At 58.2% G+C, this 17,113-nt stretch carries 19 protein-coding genes; 2 read left to right on the top strand and 17 right to left on the bottom strand.

Annotation, left to right across the window (positions count from 1 at the left end; genetic code table 11):
• Window positions 1-3: 3 nt before the first annotated feature.
• The 16 genes from nuoF to RUE5091_RS02505 all read right to left on the bottom strand — a co-directional run bounded on the left by nuoF (window position 4) and on the right by RUE5091_RS02505 (window position 14,680).
• On the bottom strand, window positions 4-1,302 hold the full coding sequence (nuoF, locus tag RUE5091_RS02570) for an NADH-quinone oxidoreductase subunit NuoF (protein ID WP_058280285.1): 1,299 nt from the start codon (window positions 1,300-1,302) through the stop codon (window positions 4-6).
• A 7-nt stretch (window positions 1,303-1,309) separates the two neighbouring features.
• Complete coding sequence (locus RUE5091_RS02565; RefSeq protein WP_058280384.1) at window positions 1,310-1,537, bottom strand: DUF5337 domain-containing protein; 228 nt, start codon at window positions 1,535-1,537, stop codon at window positions 1,310-1,312.
• Between the two features lie 33 nt (window positions 1,538-1,570).
• Entirely contained in the window at window positions 1,571-2,704 is a 1,134-nt protein-coding gene (nuoE, locus tag RUE5091_RS02560) for an NADH-quinone oxidoreductase subunit NuoE (RefSeq protein ID WP_058280284.1), read from the bottom strand.
• A complete protein-coding gene (locus tag RUE5091_RS02555; protein WP_207383708.1) occupies window positions 2,704-3,927 on the bottom strand; it encodes an NADH-quinone oxidoreductase subunit D in 1,224 nt (407 codons plus the stop codon). Before RUE5091_RS02555 ends, nuoE begins: the two co-directional genes overlap by 1 nt.
• Before the next feature lie 123 nt (window positions 3,928-4,050).
• A complete protein-coding gene (locus tag RUE5091_RS23210; RefSeq protein WP_058280282.1) occupies window positions 4,051-4,227 on the bottom strand; it encodes a hypothetical protein in 177 nt (58 codons plus the stop codon).
• Window positions 4,228-4,232: 5 nt separating this feature from the next.
• Window positions 4,233-4,832 (bottom strand): NADH-quinone oxidoreductase subunit C, encoded by a 600-nt coding sequence (locus tag RUE5091_RS02545; RefSeq protein ID WP_058280281.1) that lies wholly within the window; start codon window positions 4,830-4,832, stop codon window positions 4,233-4,235.
• An 11-nt stretch (window positions 4,833-4,843) separates the two neighbouring features.
• A complete protein-coding gene (locus tag RUE5091_RS02540) occupies window positions 4,844-5,377 on the bottom strand; it encodes a NuoB/complex I 20 kDa subunit family protein (RefSeq protein WP_010442777.1) in 534 nt (177 codons plus the stop codon).
• A complete protein-coding gene (locus RUE5091_RS02535) occupies window positions 5,368-5,733 on the bottom strand; it encodes an NADH-quinone oxidoreductase subunit A (RefSeq protein ID WP_050602775.1) in 366 nt (121 codons plus the stop codon). The genes RUE5091_RS02540 and RUE5091_RS02535 overlap by 10 nt, the downstream gene beginning before the upstream one ends.
• Before the next feature lie 150 nt (window positions 5,734-5,883).
• A complete protein-coding gene (locus RUE5091_RS02530; protein WP_131726264.1) occupies window positions 5,884-6,915 on the bottom strand; it encodes a hypothetical protein in 1,032 nt (343 codons plus the stop codon).
• Window positions 6,916-6,969: 54 nt separating this feature from the next.
• Window positions 6,970-7,758, bottom strand: coding sequence for a crotonase/enoyl-CoA hydratase family protein (locus RUE5091_RS02525; protein ID WP_058280279.1), 789 nt, complete (start codon window positions 7,756-7,758; stop codon window positions 6,970-6,972).
• Window positions 7,759-7,767: 9 nt separating this feature from the next.
• A complete protein-coding gene (locus tag RUE5091_RS02520) occupies window positions 7,768-8,622 on the bottom strand; it encodes a hydroxymethylglutaryl-CoA lyase (protein WP_058280278.1) in 855 nt (284 codons plus the stop codon).
• Between the two features lie 78 nt (window positions 8,623-8,700).
• Window positions 8,701-10,629 (bottom strand): acetyl/propionyl/methylcrotonyl-CoA carboxylase subunit alpha, encoded by a 1,929-nt coding sequence (locus RUE5091_RS02515; RefSeq protein WP_058280383.1) that lies wholly within the window; start codon window positions 10,627-10,629, stop codon window positions 8,701-8,703.
• On the bottom strand, window positions 10,619-11,077 hold the full coding sequence (locus RUE5091_RS23030; protein ID WP_131726263.1) for a hypothetical protein: 459 nt from the start codon (window positions 11,075-11,077) through the stop codon (window positions 10,619-10,621). Before RUE5091_RS23030 ends, RUE5091_RS02515 begins: the two co-directional genes overlap by 11 nt.
• Window position 11,078: 1 nt before the next feature.
• Window positions 11,079-12,683 carry a carboxyl transferase domain-containing protein gene (locus RUE5091_RS02510; RefSeq protein ID WP_058280277.1) on the bottom strand — a complete coding sequence of 535 codons (1,605 nt, stop codon included), beginning with the start codon at window positions 12,681-12,683 and terminating at the stop codon, window positions 11,079-11,081.
• On the bottom strand, window positions 12,680-13,021 hold the full coding sequence (locus RUE5091_RS23025; protein ID WP_131726262.1) for a hypothetical protein: 342 nt from the start codon (window positions 13,019-13,021) through the stop codon (window positions 12,680-12,682). Before RUE5091_RS23025 ends, RUE5091_RS02510 begins: the two co-directional genes overlap by 4 nt.
• A gap of 132 nt (window positions 13,022-13,153) precedes the next feature.
• On the bottom strand, window positions 13,154-14,680 hold the full coding sequence (locus RUE5091_RS02505) for an AMP-binding protein (protein WP_058280276.1): 1,527 nt from the start codon (window positions 14,678-14,680) through the stop codon (window positions 13,154-13,156).
• Window positions 14,681-14,816: 136 nt separating this feature from the next.
• Here RUE5091_RS02505 and RUE5091_RS02500 point away from each other — a divergent pair, with 136 nt between their 5' ends.
• Window positions 14,817-15,419, top strand: a complete 603-nt coding sequence (locus RUE5091_RS02500) for an OmpW/AlkL family protein (protein WP_058280382.1) — start codon at window positions 14,817-14,819, stop codon at window positions 15,417-15,419.
• A 44-nt stretch (window positions 15,420-15,463) separates the two neighbouring features.
• Here RUE5091_RS02500 and RUE5091_RS02495 read toward each other — a convergent pair whose 3' ends face one another.
• On the bottom strand, window positions 15,464-16,627 hold the full coding sequence (locus RUE5091_RS02495; protein WP_058280275.1) for an isovaleryl-CoA dehydrogenase: 1,164 nt from the start codon (window positions 16,625-16,627) through the stop codon (window positions 15,464-15,466).
• A gap of 178 nt (window positions 16,628-16,805) precedes the next feature.
• Here RUE5091_RS02495 and RUE5091_RS23510 point away from each other — a divergent pair, with 178 nt between their 5' ends.
• Window positions 16,806-17,030 carry a hypothetical protein gene (locus tag RUE5091_RS23510; protein ID WP_243470697.1) on the top strand — a complete coding sequence of 75 codons (225 nt, stop codon included), beginning with the start codon at window positions 16,806-16,808 and terminating at the stop codon, window positions 17,028-17,030.
• Window positions 17,031-17,113 lie beyond the last annotated feature (83 nt).

Here is a 17,113-nt window from a genome sequence, read left to right as displayed (position 1 = left end):
GGATTACTCCGCCGCCATCGCACCCATACGGCCCGATTTCTGAGCCTTGATGCGATCTTCGATTTCTTCACGGAAGTTGCGGATCAGGCCCTGGATCGGCCAGGCCGCCGCATCGCCAAGGGCGCAGATCGTGTGGCCTTCGACTTGCTTGGTGACATCGAACAGCATGTCGATCTCTTCCAACTCAGCCTCACCGCGCACCAGACGATCCATCACCCGCATCATCCAGCCGGTGCCTTCACGACATGGCGTACACTGACCGCAGCTTTCGTGCTTGTAGAATTTCGACAGCCGCCAGATTGCTTTGATGATGTCAGTGGACTTGTCCATCACGATCACTGCCGCCGTACCAAGACCTGAACCCAGATCGTTGCGCAAATAATCAAAATCCATGATCGCGTCGCGCATGTTCTCACCGCGCACGCACGGAACAGACGAGCCACCCGGGATCACAGCCAACAGATTGCCCCAACCGCCACGGATGCCACCGCAATGGGTTTCGATCAGTTGCTCAAAGGGGATCGACATCGCCTCTTCGACCACGCAGGGGTTGTTCACATGGCCCGAGATTGCAAACAGCTTGGTCCCTGCATTGTTCTGACGACCAAAGCCCGCGAACCAGTCGGCACCCCGGCGCAATATGGTCGGCACAACAGCGATGGATTCCACGTTATTCACTGTGGTCGGGCAACCATAAAGCCCCGCCCCCGCCGGGAACGGAGGTTTCATCCGCGGCATACCCTTTTTGCCCTCAAGGCTTTCGATCAGAGCCGTTTCCTCACCGCAGATATACGCCCCGGCCCCGTGATGCAGGAACAGATCAAAATCCCAGCCCGAGCCAGCGGCGTTCTTGCCCAACAGACCCGCGTCGTACGCTTCGTCAATCGCGGCCTGCAGCGCTTCACGCTCGCGGATATATTCGCCACGCAAGTAGATGTAACAGGTATGCGCGTTCATCGCGAAAGACGCGATCAGGCACCCTTCGATCAGCGTATGCGGATCGTGACGCATGATCTCGCGGTCTTTGCAGGTGCCGGGTTCGGATTCGTCCGCATTCACCACCAGATACGACGGACGACCGTCGCTTTCCTTGGGCATGAACGACCATTTCAAACCGGTCGGGAAACCCGCGCCACCACGACCACGAAGCCCTGAGTCTTTCATTGTCTGGATGACCCAGTCGCGCCCCTTGTCGATCAGGCCAGCCGTGCCGTCCCAATGCCCTCGGGCCTGCGCACCGCGTAGGGTGCGTTCGTGCATCCCGTAGATGTTGGTAAAGATCCTGTCCTGATCCTTCAGCATCGTTCAGTTACCCTTGGCTATCCTGACGCATGCGCCAGAGTTGAAATATGTTGACGCCCGCATAGATGAACCCGGCCAGAGCGGCGAGATCAAACAACAACGCGTGGCGCGTTGTCAGTTCCAATGCGGGTCCGATGAACAGGTTCATGGCAAGCCAAACCGCCATCGTCACCGCGATGACGATGCCTATGTGACGCCCCTTGCGGGCTATGGCCAGTTCTTTGTCCTTGTCCATCATTCCCTGATACCCCGTATGGGCACCCGTCATTTAGTCTTCGTCGGTCTGTTCATCATACGTGCCTTCTTCCTTGGCACGTTTGGCGAATTCGGTTTCATCGCCCACCGCAAGCTTGGCGGCCTGTTCGATCCAGCCGTCCCGCTCGATCCGGCCCTTGAACTTCAGCCGGGCATCGACCCAGGCCACTTGTTCGGGCGTCCACGAGGCGATCTGATCATAGTGGAAAAAGCCCAGGCCGTTCAGCGTCTCTTCCAGCTTCGGCCCCACACCTTTCAGCAGCTTGAGGTCATCCGGCAACCCGCCGCGCGCCTCAGTCAGGGTTTTGGGCTGGTCTCCCTTCGCCGGCTCAGGCGCAGGCTTGGCTTTTGCCTCTTCCGCCTGCTTCACCGCTGGTTTCGGCGTTTCTGGTGGTTTCGGAGGTTTCGCCGACGCCGACGCACCCGCCTGTTTGCCGTCTTTGCCCAGCCAAGGCGTCAGGATTGGAACCTCGGTCCCGTCGATGCGCTTAACCGTATCGCCAATATCCGTCGCCAACGCGACGCTGGCATTCTGAGCGGGTTTCCCCACCTCATGCTCAGTAAGGCTGGACAGTCCTTTGAGCGGTTCTGCGGCATAGCGCCCGTTCTGCGGACCGGGTGTCGGAACCTTGCCAGCCGCCAGATCATCGAGGATCTTGCCAAAGCTCTCTGCGGTCAGGTCTTCGTAGTAGTCCTTGCCGATCTGCGCCATCGGCGCATTGGTGCAGGAGCCAAGGCATTCCACCTCTTCCCAGCTCAGCTTGCCATCTGCCGACAGTTCATGTGGCTTGGCCGCGATCTTTTCCTTGCAGACCGCAATCAGGTCCTCCGCCCCGCAGATCATGCAGGAGGTCGTGCCGCAGACCTGAATATGCGCCACTGATCCAACCGGTTGCAGCTGGAACATGAAGTAGAAAGACGCAACTTCGAGCACGCGGATATAGGCCATGCCCAGCAAATCAGCCACCGCCTCAATCGCCGGACGGCTCAGCCAGCCCTCCTGCTCCTGCGCGCGCCATAGAAGCGGAATAACCGCGCTTGCCTGACGCCCCTCGGGGTATTTGGTGATCTGCGCTTTGACCCATTGCTGGTTGGCAGCGGTGAAGGCAAAGCTTTCGGGTTGTTCGGGATGAAGACGGCGGAGCATTAGCGGTCAATCTCTCCAAATACGACGTCCATGGTACCGATGATGGCGGCGACGTCGGCCAGTTGGTGCCCTCCGGCGACGTGGTCCATGGCTTGCAGGTGCAGGAAACCCGGCGCGCGCAGTTTGGCGCGGTAGGGTTTGTTGGTGCCATCGGCGACCAGATAGACGCCAAATTCACCCTTTGGGGCTTCGACGGCGGCGTAGACCTCGCCTGCCGGGACGTGGAAGCCTTCGGTGTAAAGCTTGAAGTGATGGATCAGGCTTTCCATCGAGGTCTTCATGTCCGAGCGTTTCGGCGGGGTGATCTTGCCTCGTGCAAGAACATCTCCGGGGCAGTCGCGGATTTTGGCGATGGCCTGCTGAATGATCGACAACGATTGGCGCATCTCTTCCATACGGACGAGGTAGCGGTCATAGCAGTCGCCGTTTTTGCCGACGGGAATCTGGAATTCAAACTCGTCATAGCATTCATAGGGCTGCGCACGACGCAGGTCCCAGGCCAGACCAGACCCGCGCACCATCACGCCCGAGAAGCCGTATTTCTGGATATCGTCCTCGGTCACCACACCAATATCAGCGTTGCGCTGTTTGAAGATGCGGTTTTCGGTCAGCAGACCGTCGATGTCATCGAGAACGGCGGGAAATTCGTGGCTCCAGGACTCGATATCGTCCAACAGTTCGGGTGGCAGGTCCTGATGCACGCCCCCGGGGCGGAAATAGGCGGCGTGCAGGCGCGCGCCACAGGCACGCTCATAGAACACCATCAGCTTTTCGCGTTCCTCGAAGCCCCAGAGCGGTGGGGTCAGCGCGCCAACATCCATCGCCTGCGTGGTCACGTTCAGCAGGTGGTTCAGGATGCGCCCAATCTCGGAATACAGAACCCGGATCAGCGAACCACGACGCGGCACTTCGACCCCAGTCAGCTTTTCGATGGCCAGACACCAGGCATGTTCCTGGTTCATCGGCGCCACATAATCCAGCCGGTCGAAATACGGCAGGTTCTGCAGATACGTCCGGCTTTCCATCAGCTTTTCGGTACCACGGTGCAGCAGGCCGATATGCGGATCGCAGCGCTCGACGATCTCACCGTCCAGTTCAAGCACAAGACGCAAAACTCCATGTGCCGCAGGGTGTTGCGGTCCGAAATTAATGTTGAAGTTGCGGATCTTCTGTTCTCCGCTCAGCGCATCCGTGCTGCCGTCATCGTATCTTGAGCCGTCCATCAACGCCCTCGTTTCTTCTTTGCTTCGGCCCGGACCCGGACCTTTTCAGCTTCGGCCGCTTTGGCAGCAGCCCCTGCAAGCAAGACGCCCAATGCGCCCAATATGATCAGTTCGCCCATCAAGTCAGCGGCGCTCCATCTCTTGCAGTTTCATCGCCATCATCCACAGCAGGACAATCACAGCCGGGGAGATGATGCATGCAAACGCCCAGTTCTTGTTGATCCCGAAATGCGGCAGCAGTTTCAGCATCGGTACGACCGTTGCCACCACCAGAATGATCCAGATCAGGAACTCAAACATGATGGCTACTCCTGTTTCTCATCCCCAGGCAGAATGTAGTTCGCGCCCTCCCAAGGGGACATGAAATCGAACTGCCGATATTCCTGCACCAGACTGACTGGTTCGTAGACAACGCGCTTTTGCGCCTCGTCATAGCGTACCTCGGTATAGCCCGTGGTCGGGAAATCCTTACGCAGCGGATGGCCGCGGAATCCATAGTCGGTCAGGATACGGCGTAAGTCCGGATGACCCGTGAACAGGATGCCGAACATGTCGAACACCTCACGCTCGAACCAGTTGGCCGAGGGGTGAACGTCAACGATCGAGGGCACCATGTCTTCCTCGCGGATCGAAACCCGCAGGCGGATGCGCTGGTTCCGGTACATCGACAAGAAGTGATACACCACGTCGAACCGCTTGGCCCGTTCCGGGTAGTCCACGCCGGTAATGTCAACCAGCGACGAGAACTGGCAATTCCGGTCGGATTTCAGGAACTCCACAAATTCCACTAGGTTCGATGGCGCGACATCCACGTTCAGTTCGCCATGGGTTACATCCCAAGACAGAACGCAATCGGCCCGTTTCAGTTCAAGCTGCGCGCCGAGTTCTTTGAGTGCTTCGCTCATCTACCCTCTCCTCAGCGTACGATGGTGCCGGTGCGGCGGATTTTGCGTTGCAGCTGCATCAAGCCGTACAGCAATGCCTCAGCAGTCGGAGGGCAGCCAGGCACGTAGATGTCCACTGGAACCACACGGTCGCAGCCACGCACGACAGAATAGGAATAGTGATAGTACCCACCGCCATTCGCGCAGGAGCCCATCGAGATCACATAGCGCGGCTCAGGCATCTGGTCATAAACCTTGCGCAGCGCCGGGGCCATCTTGTTGGTCAGCGTTCCAGCCACGATCATCACGTCCGACTGACGTGGAGAGGCACGCGGAGCAATCCCAAACCGCTCGGCATCATAGCGCGGCATCGAGGTGTGCATCATTTCGACCGCGCAACAGGCCAGACCGAAGGTCATCCAGTGCAGCGATCCGGTGCGCGCCCAATTGATAATGTCTTCTGTCGAGGTTAGCAGGAAGCCTTTGTCCTGCAACTCGGCGTTAAGGGCCTGCGTGGCGACTTCTTTGTCGACACCAGCAGTGTTTGCACCCGTCATCACTCCCATTCCAAGGCTCCCTTTTTCCATTCATAGGCAAAGCCGATGGTCAGAACACCCAGAAACACCATCATCGACCAGAACCCCACATCGCTGATGTCCTTAAAGCCCACGGCCCACGGGAACAGGAACGCAATTTCGAGATCGAAGATGATGAAAAGAATCGAGACCAGATAGAATCGGACGTCGAATTTCATCCGCGCATCGTCAAAGGCGTTAAAGCCGCATTCATATGCGCTGACCTTTTCAGGGTCGGGGTTACGGACTGCCAGAACCACAGCCGCCAGAATCAAGACGATTCCAAGGCCGACAGCAACGGCCAGAAACACCAGAATCGGGAGATACTCCCGTAGCAGGTCTTCCACGAATAGCTCCTTTCCTGCGCAACCCAGTCAGGGGGCGCCGTCAATTGGCGTGTTGACTGGACATTCTCTATCCGCGCGGGGTCAGAGGGTCAACGGCAACCAACCCTTCAAAAAATGTTCATTTTTGATTTATCTTTGAGATTCAGCGTTTCAAACCGTGCTGGAACTGATCGAGACGGCGTAAGGTCGTGTCTCACCTGCTTTGTAGTAGACATAAAAAGTCATGCCATAGGCCATTAAAGAAAATAACTGCCCAAGTGGTGTCCTGGCCTGGTACAGCGGCGTGTAAGCATAAGAGGCACCCACAGACCGGCGAATAGTACGTCCTGCGTGGATATAATAATCGCCCTCCCTGCCCTTGGGGAGTTTTCGAGGCGATCCGTCTACGTTTTCCCGGCTTACCCTTAATCCTTGCAGAGCAAGCCAGTCCGCCGCCTCATCTACATTTTTAGAAAGCTGCAATACACGAAAGACACAGATTTTGGCTTCGTGAGAGTTGTGAATTAGTGACCAATCGAGTTCAGGCAGAGTTCCGTCTGCCAGGCCCGGTCGCACGCAAGCGTCAATCGTTGGAAATTGCTGCGCGGCCCTTCGCTCTCCTGTGGTCAATGGGCGGAAGTACTCATCCTGAAAAGCGGGGGCCGCAATGTCCTCGGAAAAAAAGAGTGTTTCAATCCGGTCAGCCATGCCTTTACCGAGGAAGAACACTCCGGCCACGACAAACGCCGCTGAGATTAGGCGGTCCAATCGCGAACCGGTAAGAAACTTTGGGCCGCCTACATCCGAAGAATGTTTGACACCCGCCAACAACAGCCAGAATACCAGACCTGCAAGCGCGCCGATAGCGACAGCAGTCAAGGCATCGAGAAAGCCTCCAATGCGACCCAGTAAAGCCCATCCGAACAGGGTCCAGAAAACAAGGCTAGCCGGTAGCGCCAATTTAAATCCGCGAAGCGCGACACCGATCGAAAACACCGCGAGGCAAAAAACAATTACTGGTACAAACGCCAAGAAAAACGAGACGAATATCATCGATGTAGCGGACATGGTTGCCTGTCCGGAATCCGGCATAATCCAAAGTGCCCCTGCAGCACAAATATTGAGGCATATGAGCGTCGTTAGAACTGTACGATTTAGGGCAACAGAAATTCGAAATGCGGTTTTTAGTAAACGCGTTGGCATGGCACTCTCCCTATGAGAGTGATGATGCTAGGTTTTTACAATTGTCTTTAGAAGTCAGGAATTTGCTACCCAATCGGGTTTTCGTTTATCGAAGAACGCGTCGATTCCCTCGTGGGCTTCTTCGGTCTCCCACTGATTCACCAGCGCTCGGATCGTCTGGTCGATCACCGCATCGTCAATGCAAGGCCCCAGTGTTCTGACCAGTTCCTTGGCCGAGGCCACAGCACCCGGGGCGCAGATAAGATAAGGGGCGACTTCCGCCTCAACGGCGTCGGCCAACCCATCGGAGGGAGCAGTGCGGGCCAGCAAACCAAGCTCGACGGCCTCGGCAGCATCGAACATTCTGGCCGACATGAACACGCGCCTTGCCCGCGCCTCGCCCATGCGGGCGATCACATATGGGCCAATCGTGGCCGGGATCAGACCCAGCCGAGTCTCGGTCAGGCCCATCTTTAGGCCATTCACTCCAACGGCCACATCGCAAACGGCGGCCAGCCCGACGCCGCCACCAAAGGTGTTGCCCTGAATCGCGCCGATCAGCGGACGGGGCATCGTGTTCAACGCTTGCAGCATCTCGGCCAGCTTACGCGCCTCGGTAAATCGCGTTTCTGGATCGGCGGCCATCTGGTCCTGCATCCAGCCCAGATCACCGCCTGCGCAGAAACTCTTGCCTTTCCCGGTCAGAACCACCACGCGCACCGTGTCATCAGCACCCAGTTGCGCGGCCACTTGCGTCAGTTCGGAAATCATCTGCGCCGACATCGCGTTGTGCTTTTCCGCCCGATCGAGCGTCAAAGTCGCAACCCCACGCGCATCCGTGGCTACCGAGATCGTTTCAAACATGCCTGCCCCTCATTCCGGCCGCATGGCGCGCGCCATCTGCGCCGCCTGCTCTACAATTTCCAGATCAAGCCCAGTCTCATAGCCCAACCGCTCCAGATGGGCGGCCACGGCCTCAGTAGCGACGTTCCCAGCCGCTCCGGGCGCATACGGGCAGCCGCCCAGGCCGCCAACCGCCGTATCAAAAGTCCGCACGCCCAGCGCCAAAGCAGCATCGATATTGTCGATGGCCCGGCCATTGGTGTCGTGGAAATGCCCAGCCAGACGAGTTACCGGCACGCGTTCACGTACGGCCAGCAGCATATGCGCGATGGTGTCTGGCGTTCCCTGTCCGATGGTATCGCCCAATGAAACTTCATAGCAGCCCAAGCTGAACAGTTGATCCGCGACCTCGGCCACCTTCTCAGGCGGGGTTGGGCCGTCATAGGGACAGTCGGTCACGCAAGACACATAGCCCCGCACCGGCAAATCAATGTGGCGCGCTGCCTCGAGGATTGGTGTAAACCGTTCGATGGATTCGGCAATCGTGGCGTTGATATTGGCTCTCGAGAACCCCTCGGACGCCGATGCGAACACCGCAATTTCATTCGCCTTGGCAGCCAAGGCGTCCTCGTACCCACGCATGTTGGGTGTCAGAGCAGCATAGCGCACTCCGTCAGCCCTCTTGATCCCTGCCAACACATCCGCGCTGCCGGCCATCTGCGGCACCCATTTGGGCGAAACAAAGCTGGCCACCTCGATCCGGTTGAACCCTGCGCGGCTAAGGCAGTCGACCAGCGCCACTTTCTCGGCCACCGGGATCTCACGTTGTTCATTTTGCAGGCCATCGCGTGGACCTACCTCGAAAATCTCGACCCGCTCACCCATGGCTGCTCTCCTTCCGGTTTTGTCTCGTTTCCTGTTCGGATGGCCTGACTGTGCCACGTGTTGTGGCACGGGAACAGGTTACTCTTCTTTCAACCTGATCAGCGCCGCTCCGGCTTCGACCTGTGCGCCGTCTTCGGTCAGCACCTCAGCCACGATACCGTCGCGGGCGGCCAGCAGGGAATGCTCCATTTTCATCGCTTCCAAGATGGCCAGCCTGTCCCCTTCACTCACCTCTTGGCCCACAGAGGCAAACACTGCCTTGACCAAACCGGGCATCGGGGCCTCGATCACGTTGGTATCACCCGCGGCACTGGCATCGCGATCCAGCGGATCAACGATGTCAAAAGCCTGACCGTAGCTATCAAAGACCGTAATCCGCCCGCCCGAAACCGAAACGCGCGGCATTGGGCTTCCGCCTATGGACCAGGTACTGTTGCTGCGTTCGGCGATGACGGTTTCTTCCCCGACTTGCCAAATCTGGCAATCCGGTCCTTCGACCTGAACATCCAGATCAATGATATCATCCGCCATGAGTTGCACCGCGCGATGCAGCGGAGCCCACAGGGAAAACCCGGTCTCTTGGTCTGTATCGACCAAATCCAGCGCCGTCATAGCCGCCGCCACGCATGTCGCGGCCGAAACCGGCGCAACCAGTGTCAGCACATCAATGTCCCGCCCGATCAAACCGGTATCAACATCCCCCGCAGCGAAGCCCTCATGTCGCGTCAGCGCACCCAGAAAGGCAAGGTTGGTGACGGTTCCGGCCACCTCGGTCTGCCGCAAAGCGCGGTGCAACTGCTTTAACGCAACTGCTCGCGTGGGGCCGTGAACGATGACTTTGGCGATCATCGGATCATACCACGGGCTGATCGTGTCGCCTGCACGCACGCCGCTATCGGCACGGCACGTTGCAGGAAAACGCAGATGCGTCAGGGTGCCCGTTGCAGGTAGGAACCCCTTGGGCACGTCCTCGGCATAGAGGCGAGCCTCAAATGCATGACCGGTGATGGAGAGTTCTTCCTGACGTTTCGGTAGGTTTTCTCCGCCAGCGACGCGCAATTGCCATTCGACCAGATCGACACCTGTGATCGCCTCGGTCACGGGATGTTCCACTTGCAGGCGGGTGTTCATCTCCATGAACCAGAACCGGTCCGGGCGTAGCCCGTCCGAGGCGTCGACGATGAATTCAACCGTCCCTGCCCCTTTGTAGCCAATCGCCTCAGCGGCGCGAACGCCCGCCTGCCCCATCGCCTCGCGCATCTCGGGCGTCATGCCGGGGGCCGGTGCTTCTTCGATCACCTTCTGGTGGCGGCGTTGCAACGAGCAATCGCGTTCGAACAAATGCACCGCGTGGGTGCCATCACCGAACACCTGCACTTCGATGTGGCGAGGTTTGGCGACGAATTTTTCGACCAGAACTGCGTCATTGCCAAAGGCGGTTTTCGCCTCGCCCCGCGCGCTGTCCAGCGCAGTTGCGAAATCCTCGGGGCGTTCGACCAGCCGCATGCCCTTGCCGCCGCCACCTGCAACAGCCTTGATCAACACCGGGTAGCCGATGGTTTCAGCAGCCCCGGCCAGATGCTCAGGGTCCTGATTGTCGCCGTGATACCCCGGCACAACCGGCACACCTGCCTGCTCCATCAATACCTTGGCCGCATCCTTGAGGCCCATCTTGCGGATCGCATCCGCAAAAGGGCCGATAAACGTCAGACCAGCCGCCTTGACCGCATCCACGAATTCGGGGTTTTCCGAGAGAAAGCCGTAGCCCGGGTGGATCGCCTGAGCCCCGGTATCCAGCGCAGCCTTAATGATCAAGTCGCCCTTCAGGTAGCTTTCAGCGGGGGCTGCGCCGCCGATACGGACAGCCTCATCGGCCATCTGCACATGTTTTGCCGAGGCATCCGCGTCGGAATAGACCGCGACACAGGAGACACCCATTTTCTGAGTTGTTTCCATCACCCGACAGGCAATCTCGCCCCGGTTGGCAATCAGGATTTTATTGAACATGGTAAACCGGCCCTTCAAATGCCAAGCCATCAGGCTTTTCGGTTTTGAGTTCCCATGAAGAAGCCGTACATTCGAACAATTCATCACGGAAATAGAACAAGTAGTGATTGGCGCATGTCGGCCTATGGCCCACGGTAATCCATGGCGTTTTTTCTTGTTCTTCTAAGAGATTACCAGTCACAGAGAAGAACTCTCCCCATGCAGGCGCGAGCTTGCTGAAACGGCATTGTCCCTTGTACCAACTCTCATCATTGATTGGTAAAAATCGAAATCGATGGCAGTCTTGGAACTGCAAATATAACGCGCCTTGAGACAACTCAGACGGATTGTTCCAAGTGTTCGGCGCAAAGCGCAGCCAACAGTGATCTTTGTCCAAACCTACAGCTGGCAATGGAGCGTTTGGATCAGCATTCCAACCATTACTCAGTTTTTCAAAAACAGTAGGCATACTACATCCTGAACACGCCGAAACGTGTCTCCTCAATCGGTGCATTCAGCGCGGCGCTCAGCGACAGGGCCAGCACATCGCGGCTTTTACGCGGGTCGATGATGCCGTCGTCCCACAACCGGGCCGAGGCATAGAGGGGGTGGGATTGCTCCTCGAACATCTCCAACGTCGGGCGTTTGAACTCGGCCTCTTCCTCAGCCGACCACGTGCCGCCTTGCCGCTCGATCCCGTCGCGTTTTACGGTGGCCAGAACGCCCGCGGCCTGCTCACCTCCCATCACGGAAATCCGAGAGTTCGGCCAGGTCCAGAGGAAACGCGGCTGATAGGCCCGTCCCGCCATGCCGTAATTACCGGCCCCGAAGGAGCCGCCAACCAACATCGTAACCTTCGGCACATTCGTCGTCGCCACGGCTGTCACCATTTTAGCCCCGTGTCGTGCGATGCCCTCGTTTTCGTATTTACGACCAACCATGAACCCGGTGATGTTCTGCAAAAACACCAGAGGAATTTTGCGCTGCGAACAAAGCTCAACGAAATGCGCACCCTTCTGCGCAGCCTCGGAAAACAGCACGCCATTGTTGGCGATGATCCCCACTGGGCAGCCTTTTACATGGGCAAAACCGGTCACCAAAGTCTCGCCAAAGCGTGGTTTGAATTCGTCAAAGCGAGAGCCATCGACCAGCCGCGCTATAACCTCGCGGATGTCGTAAGGCGTGCGCAAATCCGCAGGGACAACGCCCAGAATTTCCTTGGGGTCATAGGCCGGTTCCTCGGGGCTGGCCCAATCCACCGTTTGCGGCTTGCGCAGGTTCAGCGATCCGACCGCCCGCCGTGCCAGAGCCAACGCATGGGCGTCATCCTCGGCCAGATAATCCGCCACGCCGGACAGGCGGGTGTGCACGTCGCCGCCGCCGAGATCTTCGGAACTGACAACTTCTCCGGTCGCGGCCTTAACCAAGGGCGGTCCGGCCAGAAAGATCGTGCCTTGCTCTTTCACGATGATCGTCACATCCGACATCGCGGGCACATAAGCCCCGCCCGCCGTACACGACCCCATGACCACGGCGATTTGGGCAATCCCCTTCGCGCTCATCCGCGCCTGATTATAGAAGATGCGGCCAAAATGATCGCGGTCAGGGAAAACCTCATCCTGATTGGGCAGGTTCGCGCCGCCGCTATCGACCAGATAGATGCAGGGGAGGTTGTTTTCCTCAGCAATCTCCTGCGCGCGCAGGTGTTTCTTGACCGAGAGCGGGTAATAGGTGCCCCCCTTCACGGTGGCGTCGTTGCAGACCACCATAACCTCGCGCCCCTGCACCCGGCCAATGCCCGCGATCACCCCCGCCGCCGGGGCTGCATCGCCATACATCCCATGCGCCGCCGTCGCCCCGATTTCCAGAAACGGAGACCCCGGATCCAGCAGGTTCGCAACCCGCCGGCGCGGCAGCATCTTGCCCCGAGATTCATGCCGCGCGCGGGATTTCTCACCCCCGCCCATGCGGGCCGCTTCGGCAGCGGCAGAGATTTGCGCCAGCGCGTCCAGATGCGCCGCGCGATTTGTCTTAAAGCCCTCAGAGGCGGGCATGGCTTTGGATGTGAGTTTCATTTGGCTACCTCTCCAGCAAGTCTTTGCAGGTGCCGCCAATTCACCCAGCTCCCTGCATTCAAGTGCATTTCGCACCATGTATCTGGGGGAATTTCTTCGCTAGAAGATGCATCACAAACATCGGAAACGCCTTCGACCAATTGAAGGTACTGTCGCTCGTAGCTACGTGCCGCTCTGCCCGACTTTCCAATACTTTTAGGCACAGTTGTTTTGATTTCTGTCGAAAGTGCATCGACATGCTCAGTAAGTCTGACAAGACATTGCACCCGTTCTTCGACGACACGGCCTATTGTGCAATAGTCGACGGCGATACTAATACAGTTGGTATCCATGGTCATTCCATTGTTATGCTGGGTTAGTAGCGCGCAACCGTCGAACCACTCCAAAACTTCGATCGGATTGCTCGAGCTTTTCTGCCCGCACCGTGCAAACGCCTGCCAATATAAGAGAAAAGGCGAGCATCAAATGTTTCATTCAATGGACTCCCCCGCCGCCCGCGCCTTCAATTCCTTCCGAATAACCTTCCCCGTCACCGTCATCGGCAACTCCTCCAGAAACGCCACCTCGCGCGGATAGGAATACTGCGCCAGACGGTCCTTGACCCAATCCTGCAAATCGGCCCCTGAGGCTTCAGCCCCCGGTTTCAGCACGACATAGGCCTTCACGATCTCGGTCCGCAGCGGGTCGGGCTTGCCGACCACGCCCACCGTCGCCACCGCCGGGTGGGTCAGCAGGCAATCCTCGATTTCGGCCGGGCCGATGCGGTATCCGGCAGACGTAATCACGTCGTCATCGCGGCCGACAAAGCGCAGGTAGTCGCCCTCCCACACGCCGCGGTCGCCGGTGATCAGCCAGTCGCCGCGGAACTTCTCAGCCGTCGCTTCGGGGCGGTTCCAGTATTCCAGCAGCATCGAGGCCGAGCCGCGCCGGATGGCCACGTCGCCCTCTTCATCGGTCGGATTGCCGTCTTCGTCGATCACCGCCACCTCATGCCCTGGCACTGGTTTCCCAATGCACCCGGGTTGCACCGGGAAATCCTCGGCGCAGGAGGACACGACCATGTTGCATTCGGTCTGGCCGTAGAATTCGTTAATCGTCAGGCCAAACGCCTGTTGCCCCCATGCCAGCATCTCGGCCCCCAGCGGCTCACCGCCCGAAGCGACCGAGCGCAAACCGGGGATTGCCTGATCCGCCGCCTTCAGCATTCGCAACGCGGTCGGCGGGAAGAATACGTTCCGCACCCCGCCGCGTGCGATCACATGAGCGCAAGCTTCCGGCGTGAACTTCGCAAACCGTGCCGCGACCACCGGAATGCCCAGCGCCAGCCCAGGCATCAATACATCAAACAGTCCACCGATCCAGGCCCAGTCGGCAGGTGTCCACAGGCAATCACCGTCGCGCAGGTGATTGTGGCTGATCGAGACACCCGGCAGATGGCCGGTCAAAGCCCGGTGCCCATGCAGCGCACCCTTGGGGCTGCCCGTGGTGCCCGAGGTATAAATCAACACTGCGGGGTCCTCGGGGCCGGTCTCAGCGCAAGGAAACGGATCATCCGAGGGTGCAATCTGATCGACCAGCACAGGGCGGGCCAGGTCGCCCAACAACGCGGCGCCTTCGGCATCGGTCAGAACCAGATGCGCGCCTGCATCCCCGACGCGCGAGGCCAACGCATCCCGCTTGAACAGTTTGAACAGCGGCACCGAAATCGCCCCAAGCTTCCAGATCGCCAGATGCGCCGCAGCACACCAAGGCGACTGACTCAGCAACACGCCCACACGCTCGCCGGGTTGCACCTGCTGTTGCAATTCGTGCGCGATCCTATCGGTCATGCGCGTGAGTTGGCCAAAGGTCACAACCTCGCGGCCCCCGTCTGTCAGATCAATGATCGCCACGCGGTCACGAGGATGTCCCAGACATTGCTGTGCCATATTGAGTCGCGCCGGGGTATCCCAGACACCAACTTCCCGCATACCGGGTATGCACCTATCGGGATGCATGTATAGAACCCCTTGTTTTTCTTACCGTTTGCCCGCGCGCATAACGTTCTGAAACCACAGAAACTTGATGCAGATCAGAGATCGTGGCGACCCGGTCCTGCACAAGCGGCCCATCAACAAATTCAAAGGCCAGAAAATGACTAGAACACTCGCCGCCTTGACGCTCTCGACTGCGCTTGTCGCATTTGCCGCCCCAGCCATTGCCCAGAACCAGGGTGACTGGACCCTGGGTGTCGGCGTCGCTTACCTCGACCCGAAATCCGACAATGGCACGCTTGCCGGTTTTGAGGCTGATGTCAGCTCGGATGTCAGCGCGATCTTCACCGCCGAATACTTCGTCCGCGACAATCTGGGCATCGAGCTGCTGGCGGCAACCCCGTTCAATCACAACATCGCGCTTGGTGGCACTGACATTGCCAGCACCAAACAGCTGCCGCCCACCTTGTCGCTGAACTATCACTTCCCGACCAACAGCGTTTGGAAGCCCTATGTCGGCGCCGGTCTGAACTACACCATCTTCTTCGATCAGAAGACACCGCTGGGCGATCTGGACATCGACAATTCCCTCGGTGTCTCGCTGCAGGCCGGTCTGGATTACATGATCACCGAAAAAGGAGCCGTGCGTCTGAATGTGCGCTGGTTCGACATCGACTCGGACGTCAAGCTGGACGGCGTGGATATCGGCAAAGCGGAAATCGACCCTTGGCTGGTCGGTCTGTCCTACGTCCATCGCTTCTGATCCCTCTCAATCGACGCCCCGCCCCCCTTGGGCGGGGCGTTTTTTCAACGCATTTCGCTCATCAACTCACGCCCGATCAACATCCGACGGATTTCGCTGGTGCCTGCGCCAATCTCCATCAGTTTGGCGTCCCTGAATATCCGGCTGACCGCCGAATCCGCCAAAAACCCGGCCCCGCCCATCGCCTGCACTGCCTGATGCGCCTGTGTCATCGCTTGCTCTGAGGCATAGAGGCAGCACGCCGCAGCATCCTGACGGGTCACGTCCCCTCTGTCGCAGGCCTTGGCAACCTCATAGACATAGGCCCGTGCCGAATTCATCGCGGTGTACATATCGGCAATCTTGCCCTGCATCAGTTGGAAGCTACCGATCGGTTTGCCGAACTGTTTACGCTCAGCCAGATAGGGCATGACCTCGTCCAGACAGGCTGCCATGATGCCGGTGCCGATCCCGGCCAGCACGACGCGTTCATAGTCCAGACCCGACATCAGAACCGCAACGCCCTTGCCCTCTTCGCCCAGAACGTTTTCGAATGGCACTTCGACATCATCAAAGATCAGTTCGGCCGTGTTGGACCCCCGCATCCCCAACTTGTCGAAATGCGGAGAGGTCGAGAAACCTTTCATCTCTTTCTCGATCAGAAATGCGGTGATCCCTTTCGAGCCTGCATCCGGGTCCGTCTTGGCGTAAACGACCAGAGTGTCTGCATCCGGCCCGTTGGTTATCCAGTATTTGCTGCCGTTCAGCCGGTAATGATCGTTGCGCTTTTCCGCGCGCAGCTTCATCGAAACAACATCCGATCCGGCCGAGGCCTCAGACATTGCCAAAGCGCCCACGTGGTCACCCGAAATCAGGCGCGGCAGGTATTTGGCCTTCTGTTCATCTGTACCGTTCAGTTTGATCTGATTGACGCACAGATTCGAATGCGCCCCGTAAGATAGCGAGACCGAGGCCGAGGCCCGCGCCACCTCCTCCACCGCGACGGTGTGGGCCAGATAGGACATTCCCGCCCCGCCGTATTCTTCGGACACCGTGATCCCCAGCATCCCAAGATCACCCATCTCTTTCCACAACTCATTGGGAAAGGCGTTCGATTGATCGACCTTGGCCGCCATCGGTTTGACCCGATCCTGCGCCCAGCGATGCACCATCTCGCGCAGGGCATTCACATCCTCACCCAGATCGAATTGCATAGTGGCCGTGAACATCCACCCCTCCCCAGTTAATGAACAGTTGTTCAAATAATCTGCCACGACCATGCTCAGGGGTCAAGCGCAGTCACATTCACAATTGTTACCGAGATGACTTGATTTTGCGACAATCGTTAAACAAATACTCATCCAACCAACTGATAATGCATATTGTTTCGCACTGCGGAATATCACGATGCCCCCAACCAACGTTATTATTAACGAGACCTTCGACAATGGTGATGCCAATTGGACAGGCACGGATCTGGAGTTCAAATCCGAATGTGCCTTTCTTGGAAAAGGGCCCTCAAACACAGTCACTGAACTTGATGGCAACAGGAACGCGGTCACTGTTCTGGAACAAAGCTTTACGCTGACCGACCCCAAATCGGGCCAGCTGACATTTGATACCGCACTATGAAACGCGTCCAGCCAGTTTGCAGGCAAAGGCTTCACCGTCGAAGTGCTTGACTCAAACGGAGTCGCTATTGCGTCGATGACGGT

The organism is Ruegeria denitrificans (assembly GCF_001458295.1).
GTDB classification, from domain to species: Bacteria; Pseudomonadota; Alphaproteobacteria; order Rhodobacterales; family Rhodobacteraceae; genus Ruegeria; species Ruegeria denitrificans.
Note: the sequence above shows the minus strand (reverse complement) of the source record. Positions and strands in the feature narration are given on the sequence as shown.